Origin of the sequence: Deinococcus actinosclerus (genome assembly GCF_001507665.1) — a bacterium.
GTDB lineage: Bacteria > Deinococcota > Deinococci > Deinococcales > Deinococcaceae > Deinococcus > Deinococcus actinosclerus.
Genome location: NZ_CP013910.1, coordinates 2,748,618 through 2,768,316, shown reverse-complemented (window position 1 = coordinate 2,768,316; position 19,699 = coordinate 2,748,618). Strand labels below are relative to the sequence as shown.

Below are 19,699 nucleotides of genomic sequence, written 5' to 3'. Positions count from 1 at the left end.
CCGGGGTCCATCGTGGCACCTGCCGCCCGGCGCGGCCCACCCACAGGTCTGGGCAGGCCGGACGGGGCAGGAGGGAATCAGACGCGGCGGCGGCGTTCGCGGCCCTGCACGGTGCGGCGCCCGGCGGGTTGCGCGTTCGCCTCGACCGGACCGAAATCGGTCGGCTGGATCAGGCGCATCAGGCGGTGCGGCGCGTCCTGTTCCACGTACACGTAGGCGTTGCCGGGACGCAGGAAGAACCCGCTGCACGCCGCGCCGTCCACCTCGGCGTCCGGGAGGCGCTGGATGAGCACGCGCCCGCCGGTCAGCTGCGCGTGCGTCCGCTCGGGGCCGCCGCCGTCCTGCGCGGTCAGCTGCCGCAACCACAGCAGCAGGCTGACCGGGTCGTGGTACTCGGTGGTCAGCGGCTGCGTGGCCTCGTCGCGGCCCTGCCGCAGCGTGATCAGGCCCACGCGGCGGTCGAAGCTCACCTCGAAGCCGGGCCGCCCCCGACCGTCGCCCTCGGCGTAGCCCAGGCTGGTCAGCAGGCGGGGGTGCATGCGGCTGGTCTGCACGCGCCGCACGCCGGGCAGCACCCCGCCGAAATCGGTCTGCACGCGCGCCACCAGGGCGCTGCGCTCGCCGTGCAGCGCCCACTGCTGCTCGCCCGCGTACCGCCCGCCCAGCGACAGGGTCAGGCTGAACGCCTCGGGGGTCAGGTCAGCTGTGTCCAGAAGCTCTCACCCGGCCCGTCCCACGCCGCGCCCAGCGCCTCGGCGACGGTCGCGCCCACGTCCGCGAAGGTGGCGCGGTCGCCCAGGTCCACGCCCGCCGCACCGCCTTTGTGCACCAGCAGCAGCCCGTGCTCGCGGGTGTGGTCCGAGCCCTTCCAGGTGGGGTCGTTCCCGTGGTCACTGATCACGATCAGCGCGCCGCTCTCGGGCACGGCGGCGATCAGCTCGGGCAGGGCCGCGTCGAACGCCGCGAGACACGTGCTGTAGCCTTCGGGGTCGCGGCGGTGGCCGAACTTGCTGTCGAAATCCACGAGGTTCGTGAAGATGAGGCCCGAGGTGCCCTCCTGCGCGGCCTGCCGCATGCGGGCCAGGGTCTTGGCGATCCCGTCGGCGTTGTCGTCGGTGTGGATCTCCTCGGTGAAGCCCTGGTTCGCGTAGATGTCCGGGATCTTCCCGATGCCCACCACCGCCTGCCCAGTGGCCTTCACGGCGTCCAGCACGGTGGCGGGCGGCACGAGGCTGAAGTCCTTGCGGTGCTCGTTGGCGCGCTCGAACGGGAATTCACCCCGGAACGGCCGGGCGATCACGCGCGCCACGGCGAACTCGCCCTGCAGGATCTCGCGGGCCGCGCGGCACCACGCGTACAGCGTCTCCAGCGGCACGACGTCCTCGTGCGCGGCGATCTGGAACACGCTGTCCGCGCTCGTGTACACGATGGGCGCGCCGGTCTTCAGGTGCTCCGGCCCGAAGTCCCGGATCACGTCCGTGCCGCTGTACGGCTTGTTGCACAGGTGCCCGCGCCCGGTCGCCGCGTCGAAACGGTCCATCACGGCGGGCGGGAAGCCGTCCGGGAACACCTGGAAGGCGTGCTCCAGCTGGATGCCCATGAACTCCCAGTGGCCGGTGCTCGTGTCCTTGCCGGGGCTGACCTCGCGCAGGCGGCCGAAGGCACCGGCGGCCGGTCCGGCGGGCACGGTCGCGTCCCCGGTCTCGATGGTGGGCACCTGGGCGAGCCCCAGCGCCGCCAGGTTCGGCAGGCGCACGGGCGCCGCCTTCAGGGTGTGGTTCAGGGTGTGCGCCCCGGCGTCCCCGAAGCTCGCGGCGTCGGGCAGTTCACCCGCGCCCACGGAATCCAGCACAACAATCGTCAGCAACATGCCCCCAGTCTAGCCCTGCGTGCGCCCACCCGCCGCGGGCGGGCGCTTCAGCGGACGCTCACCTGGAAGCAGGCGGTGCCGGACGCGCCCTGCGCCACGGTCCCCAGCGCCATGCTCAGCCCGCCCGCCTGACTCAGTTGCCCGGCGTCCGTGTCGGCGGCGCTGGAGTACGTCACGGCCGCGCCGGACGCCGGGGTGAGCTGCAAGCCCAGGCCCGCCCCGTACGCGCCGGTCAGGACGGCCGTGTTCGCCGGAATGCTGTCCGTGAGGTTCACGCCGTTCAGCGGGCCGTCCCCGTCGTTCAGGTACGTCAGGCAGTACTCCAGGCGGTCGCCGGGGTACCCGCCGCCGCTCGTGCCGAAATTCCGGACCGGCGGCGTCTTCTTCTCGTCTTGCGTCACGTTCCGCACGGCTTTCGTGACCTTCAGGCTGGGGAACAGCAGGCGGACGTCCTCGGCGGAACTGCTGCTCCCCAGGTACGTGCCGGTCACGGCGTTCCCGGCGGCGTCGGTGGTGCTGGCCGCCGCACTGTTCTGGTACACCGTGCCGCGCAGCGCCGGGTCGGTGGGGGTCAGCGCGTCGAAGGTGACGTTCAGCGACTCGCCGTACGCCAGCCGGAAGGTCTTCAGGTCCAGTGCGGTCGCGGTGCTGGCGTCCGCCGTCGTGACCCGCGCCCCCGCCGGGGTGACGACCGGCGTACCGCTCAGCGTGAACCCCGCCGGGAGGGTGTCCTGCACGCGCACGCTGCTGCTCGCCCCGCCTATGTTTGTCACGGTGACGCTGTACGTGGCCTTCGCCCCGCGCCACACGGCGGGCGTACTCGTGGACTTGCTGACCCCCAGCACCGGGCAGGCGGCGCCCTCACGCGCGCCCTGGACGCCGGTCAGGACGCCGCCGGGGACCGTGCCGGTCACGCCCGGCTGCGCGCCGAACGCGACGACGTTCGTCGTGGAGGTGCCGTTCGTGCCGTTCGCCGCGGTGACGCTGGCCCCTGTCACGTTCGTGTGTACGATCCCGCCGCCGCCCCCGCCGCCCGGGCCGTGCGCGGCACTGTTGTTCGTGCCGGGTGCCTGCGCCGGCCAGGCGTTACCGCCGTTGCCACCGCTGGCGCTGACACTCACGCCACTCAGGGTGCCGCTGGCCGTCATGACGATCACGGTGCCACCGGCGCCGCCCCCGCCCGCGCCGTCGTTGTCGGACGCCATGCCGGCCCCCCCGTTCGCGGTGACCGTGCCGGTCCCGGCGCTCTGGCCGGCGCGGATGATCACGATCCCGCCGCCCGCGCCGCCGCTGCCCTGCACGCCGCTGCCGTTGTTGCGTGACCCGCTGCCGCCACCGCCTCCCATGAACAGGGCGCTCAGGCTGGCGGGCGCGGCCTTGCCGCCGAATCCTCCGACCGCCAAGTTGCTGCTCCAGCTGTTGCCGCCCTGCCCGCCACTGCCGCCGTTGCCGCCGCCGCCGCCGCCGCTGTTCTGGTCGTTGCTGGCGGGGTTTCCGTCGGTGCCGCCGCCACCCGCGTTGCCGGGCGCGCCGCGCGCGCGGCTGCCGTTCGGGTAGCCCTCCACACCGGTGTCCAGCAGGGTGGTCGTGACCGGGTTCAGCACGTAGCGGGGGGTGCCGGCCAAGCCCTCGCCCTTGTTGCCGTTCAGGTTCGCGGCGGTGACGCTGCGGTAGTCGAGGTTCGTGTACCCGGTCGCGGTCCCCACCCCGCCGAGCTGCTGCGCGCCCCCGCCGCGGAAGCCCAGCCCACTGACATTCACGCTGCCCCCGTTCCAGTTGAGCGTGCCGGTCACGTCCAGCACGACCACGCCACCGTCCGTGCCGTCCCAGGGGTCGGCGGTGACGGCTGTGGCACCCAGCGTCAGGTTGCCGTACTGCGGCACGCGGATCACCTGATAACGCGCCGCGCCCTGCGTGGCGGTCGCGGCGCGGCTCACGTAGGTGTTCACCAGTCCGCCGCCCGCGTTCACGGCCGTGACGGTCACGAACTCGTACCGCCCGGCGTAGAGGTTGCTGCTCAGCTGCCCGCTGCCGGGCCCCAGGGCCACGCCGTCCCCGTAACTGTCGGTGTTCGTCGCGTTGATGTCCGCGCCCTGCATCTGCATGACCAGCAGGAGATCACCGGCCATGGTGTCCTGGGCCGCGCCACGCCGCGCCGTGCCGAAAAGGACGGTGGTGGTGCCGGCCCCCAGCGTGGTGTCGGCCGTGGGTGAGGGGTAATACGTGTTCACCACGCCTCCCAGGCCACTGACGTTGCCGGCCGCGGCGGGCGAGGCGCAGATGGGCTGCGCGGCGGCGGGCAGGGCGCTGCAGAGCAGCAGGGTGGGTAGCAGGGCACGGATCATGGGAGGTCTCCTCAGAGGGCGCCGGTTCAGGCTGGGCCCGCAGTGAAAGCACAGTAGTGAAGCAGCCGTCACGGCAATCTGACGGACACGTCGCTGGCCGCGCTGTGGGAGCGTACAGAATCACACTTCCCTCACGGGCGGCGTCCCCCGGGGGTGATAGGCTGCCGGGCGTGACCGCGCCCCTGTCCCCGTTGTCCGACCAGACGACTGCCCTGCCCGCGCGCCCCGTGCTGCACGCTGAAGGGCTGGGCAAGACCTATGGTCGGCGGACGGTCGTGCGGAACGTGAACCTGCGGGTGGAACCGGGCGAGATCGTGGCGCTGTTCGGTCCGAACGGGGCGGGCAAGACCACCACCTTCTACATGCTGGTGGGTTTCATCCGCCCCGGCGCGGGCCGCATCGCGCTGGGCGAGCGCGACCTGACGCGCCTGCCCATGCACGAACGCGCCCGGCTGGGCCTGGGGTACCTGCCGCAGGAACCCAGCGCCTTTCGCAAGCTGAGCGCGCGCGACAACCTGCTCGCCATCCTGGAGTACCAGGGCCTGCCGCGCGCCGAGCAGGAAGCCCGCGCCGACGCCCTGCTCGAGGAGTTCGGGCTGACGCACCTGGCGGGCAGCTTCGCGTACCAGCTGTCCGGCGGCGAGCGGCGCCGCCTGGAACTGGCCCGCGCGCTGACCACCGATCCCGACTACCTGCTGCTCGACGAGCCCTTCACCGGCGTGGACCCCAAGAGCATCCGCGAGATCCAGCGCCTGATCCGCGAGCTGCGCGACCGCCGGGGCCTGGGCGTGTTCATCACCGACCACAACGTCCGCGAGACCATCGCCCTGACCGACCGCGTGTACCTGATGTACGACGGCGAGGTGAAGTTCGAGGGCACCCCGCAGAGCTTCGCGCAGGACGAGGACGCCCGCACGCACTACCTCGGCGACGACTTCGAGCTGTGACCCGGGGAGTCCGCTAGGTGCTGTGGCTGTTCCTCCCCTTCGTGGTGATCCTCTCGGGGGTCGTCGCGTACGCCGCCGACACCATCGCGCGCAAGGCCGGGCGCAAGCATCTGCGCTGGTTCGGCATGCGGCCCAAGACCACCGCGCTCGTCGTGGCGGTGCTGTCCGGCATGGGCATCAGCGCCGCCAGCCTCGCGGCGTTCCTGATCCTGAACAGCAGCGCCGTGAACACCATCGCGCAGGCTGACCAGCTGCGCCCCCAGCTGGAGGCGCTGCGGGGGGACATCCGCGCCGCGCAGGCCGACCGCGACCTCGCCCAGCAGGAAGCCGCGCGCCTGCGTGAACAGCAGGCGGCCGCCCAGAGCGCCCTGAAGGCCGCGCAGACGGCCCTGACCGGCGCCCGCGCCGCGCAGGCCCGCGTGCAGGAGCAGGCCCGCACCCTGGAAGCGCGCGTGCAGGAACTCACCGCCGCGCAGCAGGCCCTCGAGACGCGCGCCGCGCAGACCCGCACGAAACTCCAGACCGCCGAGGCGTCCCTGACCGCCAGTCAGGCCCGCGCGCAGAACCTCGACGCGCAGGTCGTGGACCTGGGGGTCCGCATCGCGCTGTCCGAACGGGAAACCCGCAGCGCCCAGGACCGCGCCCGCGCCGCGCAGCGCGCCGCCGAGTCCGCGCAGGTCCGCGCGCAGGCGCAGCAGGACCTGGCCCAGCAGGCCCAGACCCGCGCGCGGCAGGCCCAGGCCCAGGCACAGCAGGCCCGCGACCAGATCGACTCGCTCGCCGCGTCGCGCGCGCAGGCGGACCAGGCGCTGCGCGCGGCGCAGCGGAACCTCCAGCAGGCGCAGCAGGCCCTCGAGGCCGCGCAGGCCCAGCAGCGCGACGCCCAGCAGGCCCGCGACCAGCTGCGCGCTGAACGCGACCGCCTGAACACCGAGCGCAGCGGCCTGATCAGGGCCCGTGATCAGGCCGCCCGCGACCGCGACCGGGTCCGGGACGACCTGAACGCCCTGCAGGCGCAGCAGCAGCAGCTGCGTGACAGCAACGAGGCCCTGCGCGCCACCCTGGGCCGGTTGCAGGACGAGTACTCCAGCAGCCGCGCCGAACTCAGCGCCACCCGCAACACCGACCTCGCCTACCCCAAGAACGATCTGGTGTACGCCGCGGTCGTGCCCGGCGTGCGCAATCTCGACCAGTTCCTGAGTGACGCCGCGCGCAGCGCCGCCGCCCGCGGAGCCAGGGGCAGCCCGGCCGCGCGCCTGAATCCGGTGGCGCGCGGCGCGCTGGAAACCAAGTTGCGTGGCCTGAACGCCAGTGCCTTCGTGCAGTGCCGCGCCGCGCAGAACGCCGCTGTGGGCTTCGCGGTGGACCTGACCTGCGACGCGCGGCCCAACGTCATGCTCTACCGGGCGGATCAGGTCATCCGCCGCGGCACCGTCACGCTGGGCGACCTGCGGCGCGTGCAGGACCAGATCGGGGAACTCGTGCAGGACGCCACCCTCGACCTCACGTCCCGCGGCGTGCCCAGCGAGTACGTGCAGGGTCTGGACGTGGGAGAGCTCGTGCCGCTGATCACCCGCCTGAACGGCCGCACCGGCGTGGCGGTCGTGGGGATCGCCGCGCGCGCCGACGTGCGCCCGGGCAGCCGCGTGGATCTGTACCCCGTGCTGCCCTGAGCCCCCAAGACGCCCGTCAGGCGCGCCCGCTATGCTGCCCGCATCATGCGCGCCCTGCCCCTGACCGCCCTGCTGCTCGCCACCGCCGCGCACGCCGCGCCTGTCCGCGTGGAGTTCTGGCACGCCATGGGCGGCGTGCAGGGTGCCGTGCAGACCTACGCCCGCGAGTTCAACGCCTCACAGAGCACCTACGAGGTCGTCCCGGTCGCGCAGGGCACCTACCGTGACCTGCTGCCCAAACTCCAGGCGGCCCTGCGGAGCGGCTCGGCGCCCGCGCTCGTGCAGCTGGAATTCACGCAGTTCCCCGCACTGGCCCGCGCCGGGCAGCTCACCGACCTGAGTGGCCGCGTGGACGACCTGCCCGGCGCGCTGCGCGGTGACTTCTACCCCGCCGTGTGGAAGACCGGGCAGCTGGACGAGCGCACCTACGGCCTCCCCTGGAACGTCAGCGTGCCCGTGCTGATGTACAACGCCGGGCTGCTGAAGAAGGCGGGCCTGAATGCCCCGGATACCTGGGCGCAGCTGGAAGCCCAGAGCCGCGCGCTGGCGACCGGAGGCCGCCGCCCCCTGGTGGCCGCCGCCGACGCCTGGACCTTCGAGGCGAACGTCCTCTCGCGCGGCGGGACACTCAGCAGCGGCGACCGCCCCCGCCTGAACGGCCCCGACGCCGTGGACGCCCTGACGCAGCTGGCCCGCATGAGCGCCGCCGGTCAGGCCCAGCCACGCGGGCTGAACGAGGCGGTGCGCGCCGCGTTCGACTTCGCGCGCGGGCAGAACGTGTTCGTGCTCGCCAGCGTCGCCAACTGGACCGACGCGCGCCGGCTGCCGTTCTTCAACCTGGGGATCGCGCCGTTCCCCTGCGAGAAGGAGGGCGCCTGCACCGTCCCGCTGGGCGGCGCGACCCTGAGTGTCCCGAGAGGCACCCCCGCCGCCGAGCAGGCGGGCGCCGTGGCCTTCTGGCAGTACCTGATGCAGCCCACCCGGCTGGCCGACTGGGTGAAGGCCACCGCCTACGTCCCCCCCGGCGGGCCGTGACGCCCCTGCTGGACGACTGGTACGCGAAGAATCCGCAGCTGCGCGCTGCGCATGCCCAGATCGGCCGGGCGGTGCCGCGCCCCACCACCCCCGAGTACGCCGCCTGGACAGCCCTGATCGAGGACGCCATCACGCAGGCCACCACCGGGAAACTGGGTGCCCGGGCTGCGCTGGACGCCGCGCAGGCCCGCGCGGAGCGCTAGGACCGCCCACGCTATGCTGCCGGGTATGGCGACCTTCTACCTGCTGGCCACGCTGGTCTTCGCGGCGCTGCTCGCGCTGCTCCTGCTGCGGCCCGGCGCGGCGCGTCCGCTGACCGTGTGGGGCCTGAGCGCCCTGCTGCCCCTGCTGGCCGCCCTAGTTGTGGCACTGCGGGCGGCCTGAGCGCCCTGCCCGGCGCGGCGTGGCCCCGCGCGGCTCACTCGCCCAGGTAGCGGCGCAGGTCGTCGATGTTGTGACTGGTGCCGATCACGACCAGCTTGTCGTGCGGGCGCAGCTCGTCCTCGGCGCGGGGTGTCACCTCGATCTTCCCGGCGCGGCTGATCGCGATGATCTGCACGTTGAAGCGCCCCGTGAGGTTCAGGTCGCGCAGCGTGCCCTTCAGGCGCTCGTTCGCCTCGATCTCCACGATGGCGTAGTCGCCGCCCAGATCCAGGGTGTCCACGATGTTCGGCGTGGCGATCTGCCGCGCCAGCCGCACGCCCATGTCGTGCTCAGGCCGGATGACGAGATCCGCCCCGATGCGCTCGAGCACCCGCCGCGCCATCTCGTCGATGGCCTTGCTCACCACGTACGGAGCGCCCAGACTCTTGGCGTTCATGGTCGCCAGGATGTTCGCCTGCACGTCCGTGCCGATGGCGACCACCACCACGTCGAAATCCCCGACGCCCAGGGCGCGCAGGGCCCGCTCGTCGCTGGCGTCCACGATCGCGGCGTGCGTCACGAGGTTCATGACCCGCTCGACGTTGTCTTCATGCTGATCAATGGCCACGACCTCGTGACCCATTTCGTACAGGGTGGTCGCCACCGCCGTACCGAAGCGGCCCAGGCCGATCACCAGACACTGTTTGCTTTTCATCGTGATCCTTTCCGCCTCACCGCGGCGTGCTGGTCGGTCGAGGGCGGTGGGCCCGCCAACGCCCTCAGCCGGGCGGGGCGAGTGACGGTAACGCGCCGCGGTGGACAGGGAGGCCCGCGCGGATGGATGTCTCGCGGGGGGCGGCACTGGGCACCACGGCCGGGGGCTGTCCCCGCCTCAATTGTGCCGCAAAGTTCAGCCCCGCTAGGCCGGCAGGGCCTGTGGGGGCAGATGCTCCGCCGCCTCGTGCGCCTCCCCGGTGATCACGGGGCCCAGCAGGACGCGGTTCGTGCCGCTGCGCCGCGCGGCGCTCAGGGTGTCCTCAGCCGCGCGCAGCAGGGCCAGGGCGTCCAGGTGCCCGTCGGCGTACACCACCCCGATGGTCACGGTGGGGTTCATGCCGTCCAGGGGCCGCGACGCCACGCGCACCCGCAGCCGCTCGCAGGCGGCGCGGGCCGAGCGGGCGTCCGGGGCGCGCATCACCAGGGCGGCCACGCCGTCGCCCAGGCAGCCCAGCAGGTCCTGGTCGCGCACGGTGCCCATCAGCACGCGCGACACGTGGGCCGCCAGGCGCGGCTGGAACGTCGCGTCCGCCGGCTGGCCGCCCGGAGTGTCCACGCCGATGGCGGCCACCACCAACTGCTCCGGGTCCTGCTGGAACAGGCCCTCCAGCTGACGCTCCAGCGTCACGCGGTCCGGCAGGCCCGTCAGGGCGTCGAGTCCCGCCGTATCCTGCCCCAGCACCGCGCGGCGGACGTCCGCCCTCAGGCGCTGCGCCGCGTGCCGCTGGCCGAACAGCAGCACCGCGCTCGCCAGCAGCATCTGCAGCAGCGTGCCGGTCACGCTGCTGTGCGCGGCGGCCGGGGCCAGGACGAGTTTGATCAGGAGCAGGGCGCCCATGCTGCCCAGCGCGGCCGCGTTCAGGACCGCGCTGCGTCGCGCGCCCAGGATCCACAGGTGCGCGGCCAGGAGTACGGCCGCCCACGGCGCCAGACCCATCAGCATGGGCAGGCCCGCGTCGCCGGGCAGGGCGAACAGGACGTACGCCGTCTTGGCCAGCAGGTAGGCCCAGCCGCCCAGCAGCCCGGTCACCTGTACCGTCAGCAGTGGCAGCCGCGTGAAGGTCAGCGCGGCCAGCAGCGCGCCCATCAGCACAGCCATCGCGGTGAGGGCCAGCTGCTCGAAGGGGTTGTTCTGATGGAACAGCGCGGCCAGCAGGGTCGCGGCCAGTATCCCCCCGATCAGCCGCTGGTTCAGGATCCGGCGGTCGAGCGTGGTGCGGAACACCCCGCCCGCGTCATGCAAGGGCGAGCGCAGCACGTCGGATCGGAAATCGGGCAGCATCTGTGCCGGATTGCAACACAGCCCCTCTCACGGACTCCTGACAGCGGTCTTTACCGATACTGAAGGTGCCACTCACCGTCGCGCCGGGTCACCGTCCGTCTGGAAACCGGCCCGGGGTGGCTGCAGGCTCAGGGCGCCGTGACGCGCAGCCCGGCCTCTTCCAGCGCCGCGCGCAGCGCCCCGGCGAGCTCGGCGGCCTCCGCACCGTCGCCGTGCAGGCACAGCGTCCGGGCGGGCACCGCCACCTCCTCGCCGCTCACGGCGGCCGTCAGGCCACTGCGGGCGATCCGCACGCCCTGCGCCACCGCCGCCGGGAAGGGCAGCAGGGCGCCCGCCTGCGCGCGCGGCCACAGGCTCCCGTCGGGTGCGTAGCCCCGGTCGGCGAAACCCTCGCCGATCTCGCGCAGGCCGGCGGCGCGCGCCTCACGCAGCATCAGGCTGCCGGGCGCGGCCAGCCCGAAGTACAGCGGCACGCCACTGTCGGCCGCCGCCTGCGCCACCGCGCGGGCCAGCGCCTCGTCGCGGACGGCCATGTTGTAGAGCATCCCGTGCGGCTTGACGTGCCGCAGCGGCACCCCCTCGCGCGCCGCGATCACCTTCAGCGCCTCAATCTGCCCGCGCACGAAGGCCCGCACCTCGTCGGGCGGGAAGTGCAGCTCACGCCGCCCGAAGCCCTCGCGGTCCGGGAACCCCGGGTGCGCGCCCGCCGAGACCCCGAAGCGCGCCGCCAGCCGCAGGGAGTCCCGCATGCTCTGCGCGTCCCCGGCGTGCCCGCCGCAGGCGATGTTCGCGCTGCTCACGGCCGCCATCACCGCCTCCTCGTGCGCGCTGCCCTCGCCCAGATCCGCGTTCAGGTCGATGCTTGCCCGGGTCATGTTCGCCAGTGTACCCATCCGCCGCGCGCCACAATACGGGGGTGACCCGCGCCCACCTCCTGCTGCTGCCCCTGCTGCTCGCCGCCTGCACGCCCACCCCCACCCCGGACCCGCTGCCCACCCCGCAGAACGACGACGTGCCCACCGTGGCGCGCCCCGGCCGCCCCGATCAGCCCGCCTGCACCCTGATCCCCGCGTGGCTGGCCGCGCTGGGCGGCCCACGCCACCTGATGGACGTGAACGTCCGGCCCGCCCCGCTGCGCGCCCAGGCCACGCCCAGCCTGTACGACCAGCTGCTCGACGTCCGCGAGGCCATCAACCTGAACTACTGGGGCACGTCGAAGGTCGACCTCCAGGCGCTGCACGAGCAGGCCGAGAGCGGCGCCCGCACGGCCTTCGGCAACCTGCGCGCCGCCGCCCTGAGCGCGCAGACCGACGCCTTCATGAACAGCTACGTGGACGGCGTGCGCGACGGCCACACCTACTTCCTGGACGCCGCCGCCTACCGCGCTTTCCAGGACACCCGCACCGCCGCGCCCACCCCCACGCCCCGCCTGGGTGTCCGCTGGGCGCCGGTCCCGGCCGAGGACGGCGCGGTGCTGCTCGACGCGTTCCCCGGCGCGCCGGCCGCGCAGGCAGGCCTGCGGCGCGGGGACACGCTGCTCAGCGTGAACGGCCAGCCGCTGAGCCGCCAGCCCGGCGCCAGTGACGACGCGCACGCCGCGCGCCTGACCGGCCTGCTGGGGCAGGCCAGCGCCGCCGGGCAGCCCGTGACGGTCGCCTACCGCCGCGCCCAGGGCGGGACCGAGACCACGCTGAGCACGACCGTCACGCCCCGCGTCCTGAGCAGCGCCGTCCTGCCCTCGGCGCAGACGGTCGCGCCGGGCACCGTGCTCCTGCGCCTGCCCACCTTCGCCACGTCCGGTGTGGCGGACCAGGTGCACGCCCTGATCAGCGGCGCGCAGCAGTCGGGTGCGGCCCACCTGATCGTGGACGTGCGCGGCAACGGCGGCGGCCTGCTGTCCGAGGCGATCGGCGTGGCGGGCGCCCTGGTCGGCGAGCGCGCCGGCGAGACCATCGAGACGCTGGACGGACAGGACGTCACCTTCGCGTACCGGGCGGGGCAGGTGCTCGCGGGCGTGCGCTGCGACCCTACCAGCCCGGTGCTGACCGTGAAGACCCCGGCCCGCTGGACCGGGCGGCTGACCCTGCTCGTGAACGAGGGCTCCGCCAGCGCCTCCGAGATCGTCGCGCAGCTCGCCGCGCAGGGTGGGGCCACCCTGATCGGCGAGCCGACCTACGGCGTGGGCAATACCGTCACCGTGATCGGTGGGCTGAGCGGCGAGCGGGGCCTGTCGGTCACGATCGGCCGCGCCAACGACCTGCGTGGGCAACCGCTGAGCCCCGACGTGACCCCCAGCCCTGCCACGCCGGACGACCTGCGCGCGCTGGCGCACGGCCACGACCTGCCCCTGGAAGCCGCGCTGAAATAAGGGGGAGGCCGCCAGCCGGGCGGGGTCAGCCCCGCTCCCGGCTCACAGCGCGAGACTCCATTCCGCCGGCCGCAGCGCCCGCTCCTGCGCGAGGTGCGCGGCGCGGGCGTCCTGGCGGCTCACCTCGCGCAGGGTGAGGGTGTCGCCGGGCCGCAGCTGGCCCAGGCGGGGCAGGTCGGCGCGGATCACGACCAGCGGCGTGGGGTAGCCGCCGTGCGTGCCCGCGTCGGGCAGCAGCAGGATCGGGCGGCCGTCCGGCGGCAGCTGGAGCAGGCCCGGCACGTTCGGCAGGCTGGGCCGCGCCGGGTCGCGCGGGGCCGCGACCGATTCGCTCAGGCGCGCGCCCATGCGGTCCGCCTGCGGACTGACCGTGAAGGGCCGGTCCAGCAGGGCGGCGCGTAGGTCGTCCGTCAGGTCGCCGGTGCCGAGCATCCGCAGCTCGTGGTGTGGTCCGGTGGGCGTGTGAAGGTCCGGGGCGATGAACGCCCGCCGCGCCGCCCGGGCGGGCAGGGGAGCCCACGTCAGGTGATCCCCGGGCCGCAGCGCCCGCCCCTCCAGCCCGCCGAAGCCGGCGCGCAGATCGGTGGCGCGGCTGCCGAAGACCTCGTGCCCGTGCAGGCCGCCGCGCACCGCCAGGAACGCCCGCAGGCCACGCGCCGTTCCGCCGACCGTCAGGGTCTGCCCGGCCTGCACGGGCACGGCCCGCCACAGCGGGAAGGAAACGCCGTCGAGCGTCGCGTCGAACGGCGCGCCGCACAGGCTGACCAGCGCCGCCTCGTGAAAGAGGACCGTGGGACCGCCCAGCGTGACCTCCAGGCCCGCCGCGTCCGCCGCGTTGCCCACCAGGGCGTTCGCCAGCCGCCGCGCGACCGGGTCCGCCGCGCCGCCCGCCGGGACGCCCAGCGCCCGCGCGCGCCGCCCGGCGTCCTGCACGGTGCTCTGCACGCCCGCGCGCAGGACGGTCGCGCCGGTGGCGAGCGGCCCACCGGGCACCGGCCGGGACCCCCGGGGCAGGGGGGCGGTCACGCGCGGACCTCGAAGCGTACCCGGTCGCCGGGCTGCCACGGCACCGGGGCCGCGCGGGACAGGTCGAAGAAGTTCAGGGCCGTGCGCCCCACCAGCCGCCACCCGCCCGGCGTCTCACGCGGGTACACGCCCGCCCAGGGGCCGCCCAGCGCCACGCTGCCCGCCGGGACCCGCTCGCGCGGGGTGTCCAGGCGCGGCATCTGCAATTCGCTCGGCAGGCCGGTCAGGAACGCGAAGCCCGGCGTGAAGCCCAGGAACGCCACCTCCAGCGGGGCCGCGCACAGCGCCCCCACGAATCCGGCCCTGCTCAGGCCCGCGTGCGCCGCGCACCAGTCGAGGTCCGGGCCGCCGAAGGTCACGGGCACCACCAGCGTCCGCCCGGTGCCGCCCGGCGCGGGGTGCAGGGTCGCCAGCCGCGCCCTCACGGCCTCCGGGACGGCCTCGCCGTCGGTGGAGCGGTCGAGCAGCAGCGTCAGCAGGTCCAGGGCGGGCACCGCCTCCTGCACGCCACGCAGCGGCTGCGCGCGCAGGCTGGCGTACAGTTCGCGGGCCAGCGGCGTGCGCACGGTCAGGGCCGCGTCGCCCAGCCACTCGAAGATCGGCAGCTGCGGGCCGGAGGGTGCAGGCATACCCCAGCATACGGACCCGCGCGGGACCGCGCCTGGCTGCTGTGCAGCCACCCCTCCTCACGCATTCGCGGCCCGGGTTCCCCGCCGCACCCGCTACCCTGCGGGGCATGACTGCCCCCACCCCGCAGGCCCCGAGGCACGTCCGCGCGGTCGCCGTGCAACCCCACTGGAGTGCGCGCGACTTCACGACGCCCGACGCGTTCCGCCGCTGGATGCGCGCCCAGCTGGACATGGCCCGCCCGCACCTCCAGGAGGGCGGCGTGAACCTCGTCGTGCTGACCGAACTGAACGGCCTGCCGCTCGTGCTGCGCGGCGGCGGCTGGGCGCTGCGCCTGCGCACCTTCGAGCGGGTGGCGCTGGCGCTGTTCCTCGCGCGGCTGCCGCGCGCCCTGCCGGTCCTGCTGCGCGAGCGGGTGTCGCCCATCCGCGCCCTGCAACTCGCGGACATCGACACGAACACCGAACTGTACCTGCGGACCTGCCGCGAGCTGGCCCGCGAGTACGGCGTGTACCTGTGCTGCGGCAGCGCCCCGATGCCCCGCTATACGCGCCACGGCGAGGTCCTGCGCCGCGCGCCCGGCGTCCTGACGAACCAGACCGTCCTGCTCGACCCGCACGGCGACCTGATCGGCGTGACCGACAAGGTGCACCTCACGCCCGACGAGGAGGCCGGCGGCGTCGACCTGACGCCCGGCGACCTGAGCGACCTGCGGGTGTTTCCCACGCCCGCCGGGGACCTGGGCGTCGCCATCAGCCTCGACGCGTTCCGCGCGGACGTCATCGGGTCGCTGGCCGCGCAGGGCTGCACCGTCCTGCTGCAACCCGACGCGAACGGCGCTCCCTGGACCAGTCAGGAGGGCCTCCCGCCCGATCCCGCCCGGGTGCGCGACCAGCCCGTCGCGTGGCTGGAAAGCAGCTGGCAGGTCACCGCGCAGCGCCAGATTCCCTACGCCGTGAATCCCATGGTCGTCGGGAACCTCCTCGACCTCACCTTCGACGGCCAGAGCGCCATCACCGGCCCCGCCGAGCAGGCCCCCAGCCTGCGCAGCTACGTCCTGACCGACCCGCGCCCCGGCTTCCTGGCCCTGGCCCCCTGGGTCACGGAGGGCACCCCGGACGAACTGCGGCAGGCCGGACTGGACCGCGCCGCGCACAGCGGGCACCCGCTGGAAAACGAGTACCGCGAGGACACCCTGCACGCCGACCTGACCCTCCCACCCGCTGCCCGCCCCGCGCCCCCCCGCACCCCGCACGAGGACGCCCTGGACGCCCTGCTCCGCGGCGAGGCCCACGCGCCCCGCCCCGGGACGTGGCGCGCGGCGCTGCCCGCGCTGCCCCTGCTGGCGCTGCCCCTCCTGGCACTGGCGCTGCTGCGCCGCCGCCCCTGACCGGCATTTGACAGGACGCGCCCCCCCTCTTATACTTCCCCTCGCGCCTGAGTTCAGCACAGGGCGCGCCCCGCCACGCAGGGGGGGTTGGCCGAGTGGTTGAAGGCAACGGTCTTGAAAACCGTAGTAGGGCAACCTACCGGGGGTTCGAATCCCTCACCCCTCGCCAAAACATGACAACCGGACTGGAGAGGTGGGTGAGTGGCTGAAACCGCACCCCTGCTAAGGGTGTATACCGCAAGGTATCGAGGGTTCGAATCCCTCCCTCTTCGCCACCATTCAACGCGCCACACGTTGAATACAGCATCACGGACGTGCCCGTAGCTCAGCTGGATAGAGCGTCTGACTACGGATCAGAAGGCCAGGGGTTCGAATCCCTTCGGGCACACCAGACAAGAGCCCCCGCCCCGCGCGGGGGTTCGCTGTTTTGACCCCCTGTGCGGGGCGCCTCCCCAGGCCCATTCACGGGCACTTGCAATTTCCGCCCGGGTCCTGTAATCTCTTTCGGCTGAGCAACGAGCTCCGCACCGCACCATACAGGACGTGCCCGTAGCTCAGCTGGATAGAGCGTCTGACTACGGATCAGAAGGCCAGGGGTTCGAATCCCTTCGGGCACACCACAGAGAAAAACCCCCGCTTACGGCGGGGGTTTCTTGCTTTCGCCGGTGCGGCCTACTTGCCGTTTTTCGTCAGGCGGTACAGGGTGACGCCGTTGCTGACGAGCAGGACGACGCACAGCAGGGCCATGGGCCACTCCTGCTTGGTGGCGAAACGGATGGCGAGGATGCCCCAGCCGCACATCAGGGCCACGACGAGCCAGATACGCCAGGCGGGCGCGTTCATTGCGGGAACCTCATGCTCCACAGGGTACGTGCTGGGCAGGGGGCCGGTGGTCCCGCCTCACTTCCCGAGGCTGGAGGCCAGCGCGCGCTTCAGGGCTCCTTCGGCGTTCAGGGTGCCCGCGCCGCAGGTCTGGGCTGGCTGCGGATCGCAGCGCCCACCGGGGAAGGGCGTGGCGCTGCCGGTCAGGTACGCGCGCAGCAGGGCGGGACTGAGTGCCGGCCGGACGCCCAGCAGCAGGCTGGCCACCCCGGTCGCGTGCGGCGCGGCGAAGCTGGTGCCGTTCGGGCTGCGCTGCCCGCCGGGCCCGCTCACGCTGAGGCTGGGAATGCCGCGCGCAGGGTCGCCCCCCGGCGCAGCCAGCGCGACGCTGCGGCCCCAGTTGGCGTACGCGGGCCGCTGACCGGCCTCGGTGACGCTGGTGACGGTCAGCACGTTCCGGCACCCGGCGGGCGAGTACCCGCTCGCGTCCTGGCCGTCATTGGCAGCCCCCGCGATGACCAGCGCGCCCCGGGCGGTGACGGCGTCCACGGCGGCCTGCACGCGCGCGTCGCAGCCCGTCAGCGGGATGAAGTCCGCGAACAGACTGAGGTTCAGGAGTTTCGCCGGGTTCGGGTTCACGGGCGCGCCCGCCACGGGGATGCCCGCCGCCCACTTCAGGCCGTCCACGAGGTCCGGCACGGTGATGGTGCCCTCGGTGTCGGCCACGCGCACGTGCACGATCCTCGCCGCCGGGTTGATGCCGGCCATGCCGCGTCCGTCGTGGGCCGCGCCGATCAGGTTGGCGATCACCTCGCCGTGGTACGCGAACGTGCCGACGGCGCTGGCGTCCGCGTCACGTCCGCTGCCGTCCCCGGCGCGCCGGGGGTCACTGACGAAGTCGTAGCCGTTCACGGCCCGCGCGCCCAGCTCCGCGCTGCGCACGTACCCGGTGTCCAGCACGGCCACGGTCACGGGCGCGCTGCGTTCCAGCGCCCAGGCCTGCGGCATGCGGATCAGCGCGAGGTTCCACTGAGCGGCGAACAGCGGATCGCCCGGCGTCACCGGCTGCGCTGCGGGGGTCGTGGGTGTGACCGGGCGCGGTGCGGGCGCCACCGTGCTGGGAGTGGTGCCGGGGGCCGGAGTGCTGGGCGAGAGGGGCGGGATCTCCTCCAGCGGCGCCGGGGCCACGGGGACCGGCACGGTGGGCGCGGGCGGCCGGCCGGGAATGGACGTGGCGGCCAGGGCAGAGCCCAGCAGCAGGCCCCCCAGCAGCGCGTGAGGCAGGTGGCGGCGGATCATCCCCCCAGTGTCCGGCGCGCGGCTGACGCGCACCTGAGCGCTCCTTGGGGATACCATCACCCCTATGACCCAGCCTGCCCCTGCCCCCCGCCACCCCACCGCGCGGCCTGTCGTGCTCCTGACCGGGGCGTCCAGCGGGATCGGGCGGGCCACCGCGACGGAACTCGCCAGCCTGGGCTACGCGCTGGTCATCGCCGCGCGCCGCGCCGACGAACTCCACGCCCTGGCGCGGCAGCTCGACCCCAGCGGCGCGCGGGTGCTGGCCGTCCCCACCGACGTCACCGACGACACCTCACGCCGCGCACTGATCGCGGCGGCCCACGCGCACTTCGGGCGGATCGATACCCTGATCAACAACGCCGGCGTGACCGTCGAGAAGGGCTGGTGGTGGAACGACCCCGATCCCCTGCGCGTGCTGCGCGTGAACCTGGAGGCGCCCATCGAACTTACGCGGCTGGTGCTGCCCGAACTCCAGGCGCGCGGCAGCGGTCACATCGTGAACATCGGCTCGGTCGCCGGGCGGGCCGCCACGAACGGCATGTACTCCGCCAGCAAGTTCGGCATCCGGGGCTTCAGCCTCGCGCTGCGGCGCGAACTGCTCGGCACCGGCGTGCACGTCAGCCTGGTCGCGCCGGGCTTCGTCAGGAGCGAGATGACTGCCAGCGCCCGCCTCCCCATGCCGGGCCCCGAGGTGGTCGCCCGGGCCGTGGCGCGCGTGCTGCTGCGCCCGAAGGCCGAGACCATCGTGCCGCGCCTGTACCAGCCGCTCGTGTGGCTCGACGGCCTGATTCCCGCGCTGGGCGACGCGGTCGTGCAGCGCCTGATCTGGCGGCGCTACGACCACAGCGGCGACGCTGACCCGAAGGGTGCTGGTACGAAGCGCTGAGAGCCAGACACGCGCCCCCCGTGTGAATCGGGGGGCGCGCTGCTGGGTGCTGTCTGGCTTAGCGGCCGACGCTGTAGCGGACGGTGTCGCTCGTCCAGTTCTGCTGCGGGACCGGCTGCTCGACGGGGTTCACGACGATGCTCAGCGCCTGCGCGAGGCCCGCCTGGGTCTTGGGCTGCACGGTGGCGAAGGTCTCGCCCTGCTGGTACTGGCTGAGCTGGTCAAGGTTCAGCGGGGTGCGGCTGGCGATGACCAGCACCTTGTTGATGCCGCGCGGGCCGCTGATGTTGAACACGAAGTTGTCGCCCTGGGCGGGGAAGGTGCGGGTCTGCCCGGCGCGGACGAAGGCGCTGCCGCTCAGGCGGTTGGGGAGGATCTGGTCGGTGGTGCCGTCGGGGTTGATGTTGAAGAGGTACACGTAGGCGTCCTCGTTCACGGTCGTGCTGATGCTGATGCGGTCGCCGACGCGGTAGAAGGGGGTGCGGTCGCCACCCGGGTCGCGGTCCACCCAGACGCGGGCGCTGAGGCTGGTGGGCACGGGATTGACGATGATGCTCTGCGCGCTCAGTTTGGGCGCGGCGAGGGCGGGGGTGGCGGCGCCGAGGATGGAAGCGGTCAGGGCGAGCAGCAGGGCGGGCTTCTTCATGGGGGGCTCCAGGGGACGGGCCGGGCCTTCCGCCGCGCGGTGATTCTCGCCGTGCGGGAGTGTGTGGAGGCCGGGGGTGTTGTCCTGCCCTGAATGGTAAGGAAGGTCACCTGACGGGCGGTGAAGGCAGGCTGACGCAACATGAGCCGGAACGTGACGTGGCTCATGATCGGCCGGTCAGAAAAGTGCCCGGCAGCGGGGCGGCCGGGGGGCACAGCAGAAGCGGCCCGCCGGATCGCTCCGGGGGCCGCTGGGTCTGGCAGGGATACTAGGATTCGAACCTAGACAAACAGATCCAAAATCTGTTGTGCTGCCATTACACCATATCCCTGTACTGCCGTCC

General features: G+C 73.5%; 19 protein-coding genes and 5 tRNA genes. 12 read left to right on the top strand and 12 right to left on the bottom strand.

The genetic code is table 11. The annotated features are described in order from the left end of the window. Positions 1-77: 77 nt before the first annotated feature. The 3 genes from AUC44_RS13570 to AUC44_RS13560 all read right to left on the bottom strand — a co-directional run bounded on the left by AUC44_RS13570 (position 78) and on the right by AUC44_RS13560 (position 4,215). Positions 78-596: a hypothetical protein gene (locus AUC44_RS13570; protein ID WP_417926348.1), complete on the bottom strand. Its 519-nt coding sequence runs from the start codon at positions 594-596 to the stop codon at positions 78-80. 98 nt (positions 597-694) lie between these two features. After that, the gene (locus AUC44_RS13565; RefSeq protein ID WP_062159202.1) at positions 695-1,870 is read right to left on the bottom strand and encodes a phosphopentomutase; all 1,176 of its coding nucleotides are present in this window, start codon (positions 1,868-1,870) and stop codon (positions 695-697) included. Positions 1,871-1,917: 47 nt separating this feature from the next. Continuing rightward, a complete protein-coding gene (locus AUC44_RS13560) occupies positions 1,918-4,215 on the bottom strand; it encodes a DUF11 domain-containing protein (protein WP_062159201.1) in 2,298 nt (765 codons plus the stop codon). A gap of 170 nt (positions 4,216-4,385) precedes the next feature. Between AUC44_RS13560 and lptB the strand changes: the two genes are divergently transcribed. Genes lptB through AUC44_RS16660 form a run of 5 tightly spaced genes read left to right on the top strand, consistent with a single transcriptional unit; the run spans position 4,386 to position 8,254 of the window. Next, positions 4,386-5,162, top strand: coding sequence for an LPS export ABC transporter ATP-binding protein (gene lptB, locus AUC44_RS13555; RefSeq protein ID WP_157445382.1), 777 nt, complete (start codon positions 4,386-4,388; stop codon positions 5,160-5,162). 17 nt (positions 5,163-5,179) lie between these two features. After that, entirely contained in the window at positions 5,180-6,835 is a 1,656-nt protein-coding gene (locus tag AUC44_RS13550; RefSeq protein ID WP_062159200.1) for a DUF3084 domain-containing protein, read from the top strand. A gap of 45 nt (positions 6,836-6,880) precedes the next feature. Continuing rightward, positions 6,881-7,870, top strand: coding sequence for an extracellular solute-binding protein (locus AUC44_RS13545; protein ID WP_231724452.1), 990 nt, complete (start codon positions 6,881-6,883; stop codon positions 7,868-7,870). After that, positions 7,867-8,073: a hypothetical protein gene (locus AUC44_RS17125; RefSeq protein WP_231724451.1), complete on the top strand. Its 207-nt coding sequence runs from the start codon at positions 7,867-7,869 to the stop codon at positions 8,071-8,073. The genes AUC44_RS13545 and AUC44_RS17125 overlap by 4 nt, the downstream gene beginning before the upstream one ends. 25 nt (positions 8,074-8,098) lie before the next feature. Beyond that, positions 8,099-8,254, top strand: a complete 156-nt coding sequence (locus AUC44_RS16660) for a hypothetical protein (protein WP_197408606.1) — start codon at positions 8,099-8,101, stop codon at positions 8,252-8,254. 34 nt (positions 8,255-8,288) lie between these two features. On the opposite strand, the gene AUC44_RS13540 is transcribed toward AUC44_RS16660, so the two are convergent. From AUC44_RS13540 to pxpA, 3 genes are all read right to left on the bottom strand, one after another. Beyond that, complete coding sequence (locus AUC44_RS13540; protein WP_062159199.1) at positions 8,289-8,948, bottom strand: potassium channel family protein; 660 nt, start codon at positions 8,946-8,948, stop codon at positions 8,289-8,291. A gap of 204 nt (positions 8,949-9,152) precedes the next feature. Then, positions 9,153-10,292, bottom strand: a complete 1,140-nt coding sequence (locus tag AUC44_RS13535) for a GGDEF domain-containing protein (protein ID WP_062159198.1) — start codon at positions 10,290-10,292, stop codon at positions 9,153-9,155. Positions 10,293-10,420: 128 nt separating this feature from the next. After that, complete coding sequence (gene pxpA, locus AUC44_RS13530) at positions 10,421-11,167, bottom strand: 5-oxoprolinase subunit PxpA (RefSeq protein ID WP_062159197.1); 747 nt, start codon at positions 11,165-11,167, stop codon at positions 10,421-10,423. Positions 11,168-11,208: 41 nt separating this feature from the next. On the opposite strand from pxpA, the gene AUC44_RS13525 reads away from it, so the two are divergent. Next, complete coding sequence (locus AUC44_RS13525) at positions 11,209-12,660, top strand: S41 family peptidase (protein WP_062159196.1); 1,452 nt, start codon at positions 11,209-11,211, stop codon at positions 12,658-12,660. Positions 12,661-12,702: 42 nt separating this feature from the next. Here AUC44_RS13525 and AUC44_RS13520 read toward each other — a convergent pair whose 3' ends face one another. Together AUC44_RS13520 and AUC44_RS13515 are read right to left on the bottom strand one after the other, a co-directional pair. Then, positions 12,703-13,686, bottom strand: coding sequence for a 5-oxoprolinase subunit C family protein (locus AUC44_RS13520; protein ID WP_231724450.1), 984 nt, complete (start codon positions 13,684-13,686; stop codon positions 12,703-12,705). After that, entirely contained in the window at positions 13,683-14,315 is a 633-nt protein-coding gene (locus AUC44_RS13515) for a 5-oxoprolinase subunit B family protein (protein WP_062159195.1), read from the bottom strand. The genes AUC44_RS13520 and AUC44_RS13515 overlap by 4 nt, the downstream gene beginning before the upstream one ends. A 107-nt stretch (positions 14,316-14,422) precedes the next feature. On the opposite strand from AUC44_RS13515, the gene AUC44_RS13510 reads away from it, so the two are divergent. The 5 genes from AUC44_RS13510 to AUC44_RS13490 all read left to right on the top strand — a co-directional run bounded on the left by AUC44_RS13510 (position 14,423) and on the right by AUC44_RS13490 (position 16,323). Then, entirely contained in the window at positions 14,423-15,703 is a 1,281-nt protein-coding gene (locus AUC44_RS13510) for a nitrilase-related carbon-nitrogen hydrolase (protein ID WP_062159194.1), read from the top strand. Between the two features lie 81 nt (positions 15,704-15,784). Further along, positions 15,785-15,872 (top strand) — tRNA-Ser (locus AUC44_RS13505). Positions 15,873-15,890: 18 nt separating this feature from the next. After that, positions 15,891-15,978, top strand: a tRNA-Ser gene (locus AUC44_RS13500). A 39-nt stretch (positions 15,979-16,017) separates the two neighbouring features. Beyond that, a tRNA-Arg gene (locus AUC44_RS13495) sits at positions 16,018-16,094 on the top strand. A 152-nt stretch (positions 16,095-16,246) separates the two neighbouring features. Beyond that, a tRNA-Arg gene (locus AUC44_RS13490) sits at positions 16,247-16,323 on the top strand. Between the two features lie 52 nt (positions 16,324-16,375). Here the strand turns inward: AUC44_RS13490 and AUC44_RS16865 are convergent. Together AUC44_RS16865 and AUC44_RS13485 are read right to left on the bottom strand one after the other, a co-directional pair. Then, positions 16,376-16,546 (bottom strand): hypothetical protein, encoded by a 171-nt coding sequence (locus AUC44_RS16865; RefSeq protein ID WP_189062538.1) that lies wholly within the window; start codon positions 16,544-16,546, stop codon positions 16,376-16,378. A 57-nt stretch (positions 16,547-16,603) separates the two neighbouring features. Further along, complete coding sequence (locus AUC44_RS13485; protein WP_062159193.1) at positions 16,604-17,824, bottom strand: S8 family serine peptidase; 1,221 nt, start codon at positions 17,822-17,824, stop codon at positions 16,604-16,606. A 64-nt stretch (positions 17,825-17,888) separates the two neighbouring features. Between AUC44_RS13485 and AUC44_RS13480 the strand changes: the two genes are divergently transcribed. Then, positions 17,889-18,710 (top strand): SDR family NAD(P)-dependent oxidoreductase, encoded by an 822-nt coding sequence (locus AUC44_RS13480; RefSeq protein WP_062159192.1) that lies wholly within the window; start codon positions 17,889-17,891, stop codon positions 18,708-18,710. Positions 18,711-18,768: 58 nt separating this feature from the next. Here the strand turns inward: AUC44_RS13480 and AUC44_RS13475 are convergent, their stop codons facing one another. Together AUC44_RS13475 and AUC44_RS13470 are read right to left on the bottom strand one after the other, a co-directional pair. Then, positions 18,769-19,356: a DUF4384 domain-containing protein gene (locus tag AUC44_RS13475; protein WP_062159191.1), complete on the bottom strand. Its 588-nt coding sequence runs from the start codon at positions 19,354-19,356 to the stop codon at positions 18,769-18,771. 257 nt (positions 19,357-19,613) lie between these two features. Beyond that, positions 19,614-19,687: transfer RNA gene (locus AUC44_RS13470), tRNA-Gln, on the bottom strand. Between the last annotated feature and the right edge of the window lie 12 nt (positions 19,688-19,699).

Bases quoted from the DNA above. Each gene is read 5' to 3' on its own strand.
- AUC44_RS13515 (WP_062159195.1), bottom strand. From the start codon at position 14,315: ATGCCTGCACCCTCCGGCCCGCAGCTGCCGATCTTCGAGTGGCTGGGC.
- AUC44_RS13560 (WP_062159201.1), bottom strand. From the start codon at position 4,215: ATGATCCGTGCCCTGCTACCCACCCTGCTGCTCTGCAGCGCCCTGCCC.
- AUC44_RS13545 (WP_231724452.1), top strand. From the start codon at position 6,881: ATGCGCGCCCTGCCCCTGACCGCCCTGCTGCTCGCCACCGCCGCGCAC.
- pxpA (WP_062159197.1), bottom strand. From the start codon at position 11,167: ATGACCCGGGCAAGCATCGACCTGAACGCGGATCTGGGCGAGGGCAGC.
- AUC44_RS13510 (WP_062159194.1), top strand. From the start codon at position 14,423: ATGACTGCCCCCACCCCGCAGGCCCCGAGGCACGTCCGCGCGGTCGCC.
- AUC44_RS13540 (WP_062159199.1), bottom strand. From the start codon at position 8,948: ATGAAAAGCAAACAGTGTCTGGTGATCGGCCTGGGCCGCTTCGGTACG.
- AUC44_RS13485 (WP_062159193.1), bottom strand. From the start codon at position 17,824: ATGATCCGCCGCCACCTGCCTCACGCGCTGCTGGGGGGCCTGCTGCTG.
- AUC44_RS16660 (WP_197408606.1), top strand. From the start codon at position 8,099: ATGGCGACCTTCTACCTGCTGGCCACGCTGGTCTTCGCGGCGCTGCTC.
- AUC44_RS13475 (WP_062159191.1), bottom strand. From the start codon at position 19,356: ATGAAGAAGCCCGCCCTGCTGCTCGCCCTGACCGCTTCCATCCTCGGC.
- AUC44_RS13480 (WP_062159192.1), top strand. From the start codon at position 17,889: ATGACCCAGCCTGCCCCTGCCCCCCGCCACCCCACCGCGCGGCCTGTC.
- AUC44_RS13565 (WP_062159202.1), bottom strand. From the start codon at position 1,870: ATGTTGCTGACGATTGTTGTGCTGGATTCCGTGGGCGCGGGTGAACTG.
- AUC44_RS13535 (WP_062159198.1), bottom strand. From the start codon at position 10,292: ATGCTGCCCGATTTCCGATCCGACGTGCTGCGCTCGCCCTTGCATGAC.
- AUC44_RS16865 (WP_189062538.1), bottom strand. From the start codon at position 16,546: ATGAACGCGCCCGCCTGGCGTATCTGGCTCGTCGTGGCCCTGATGTGC.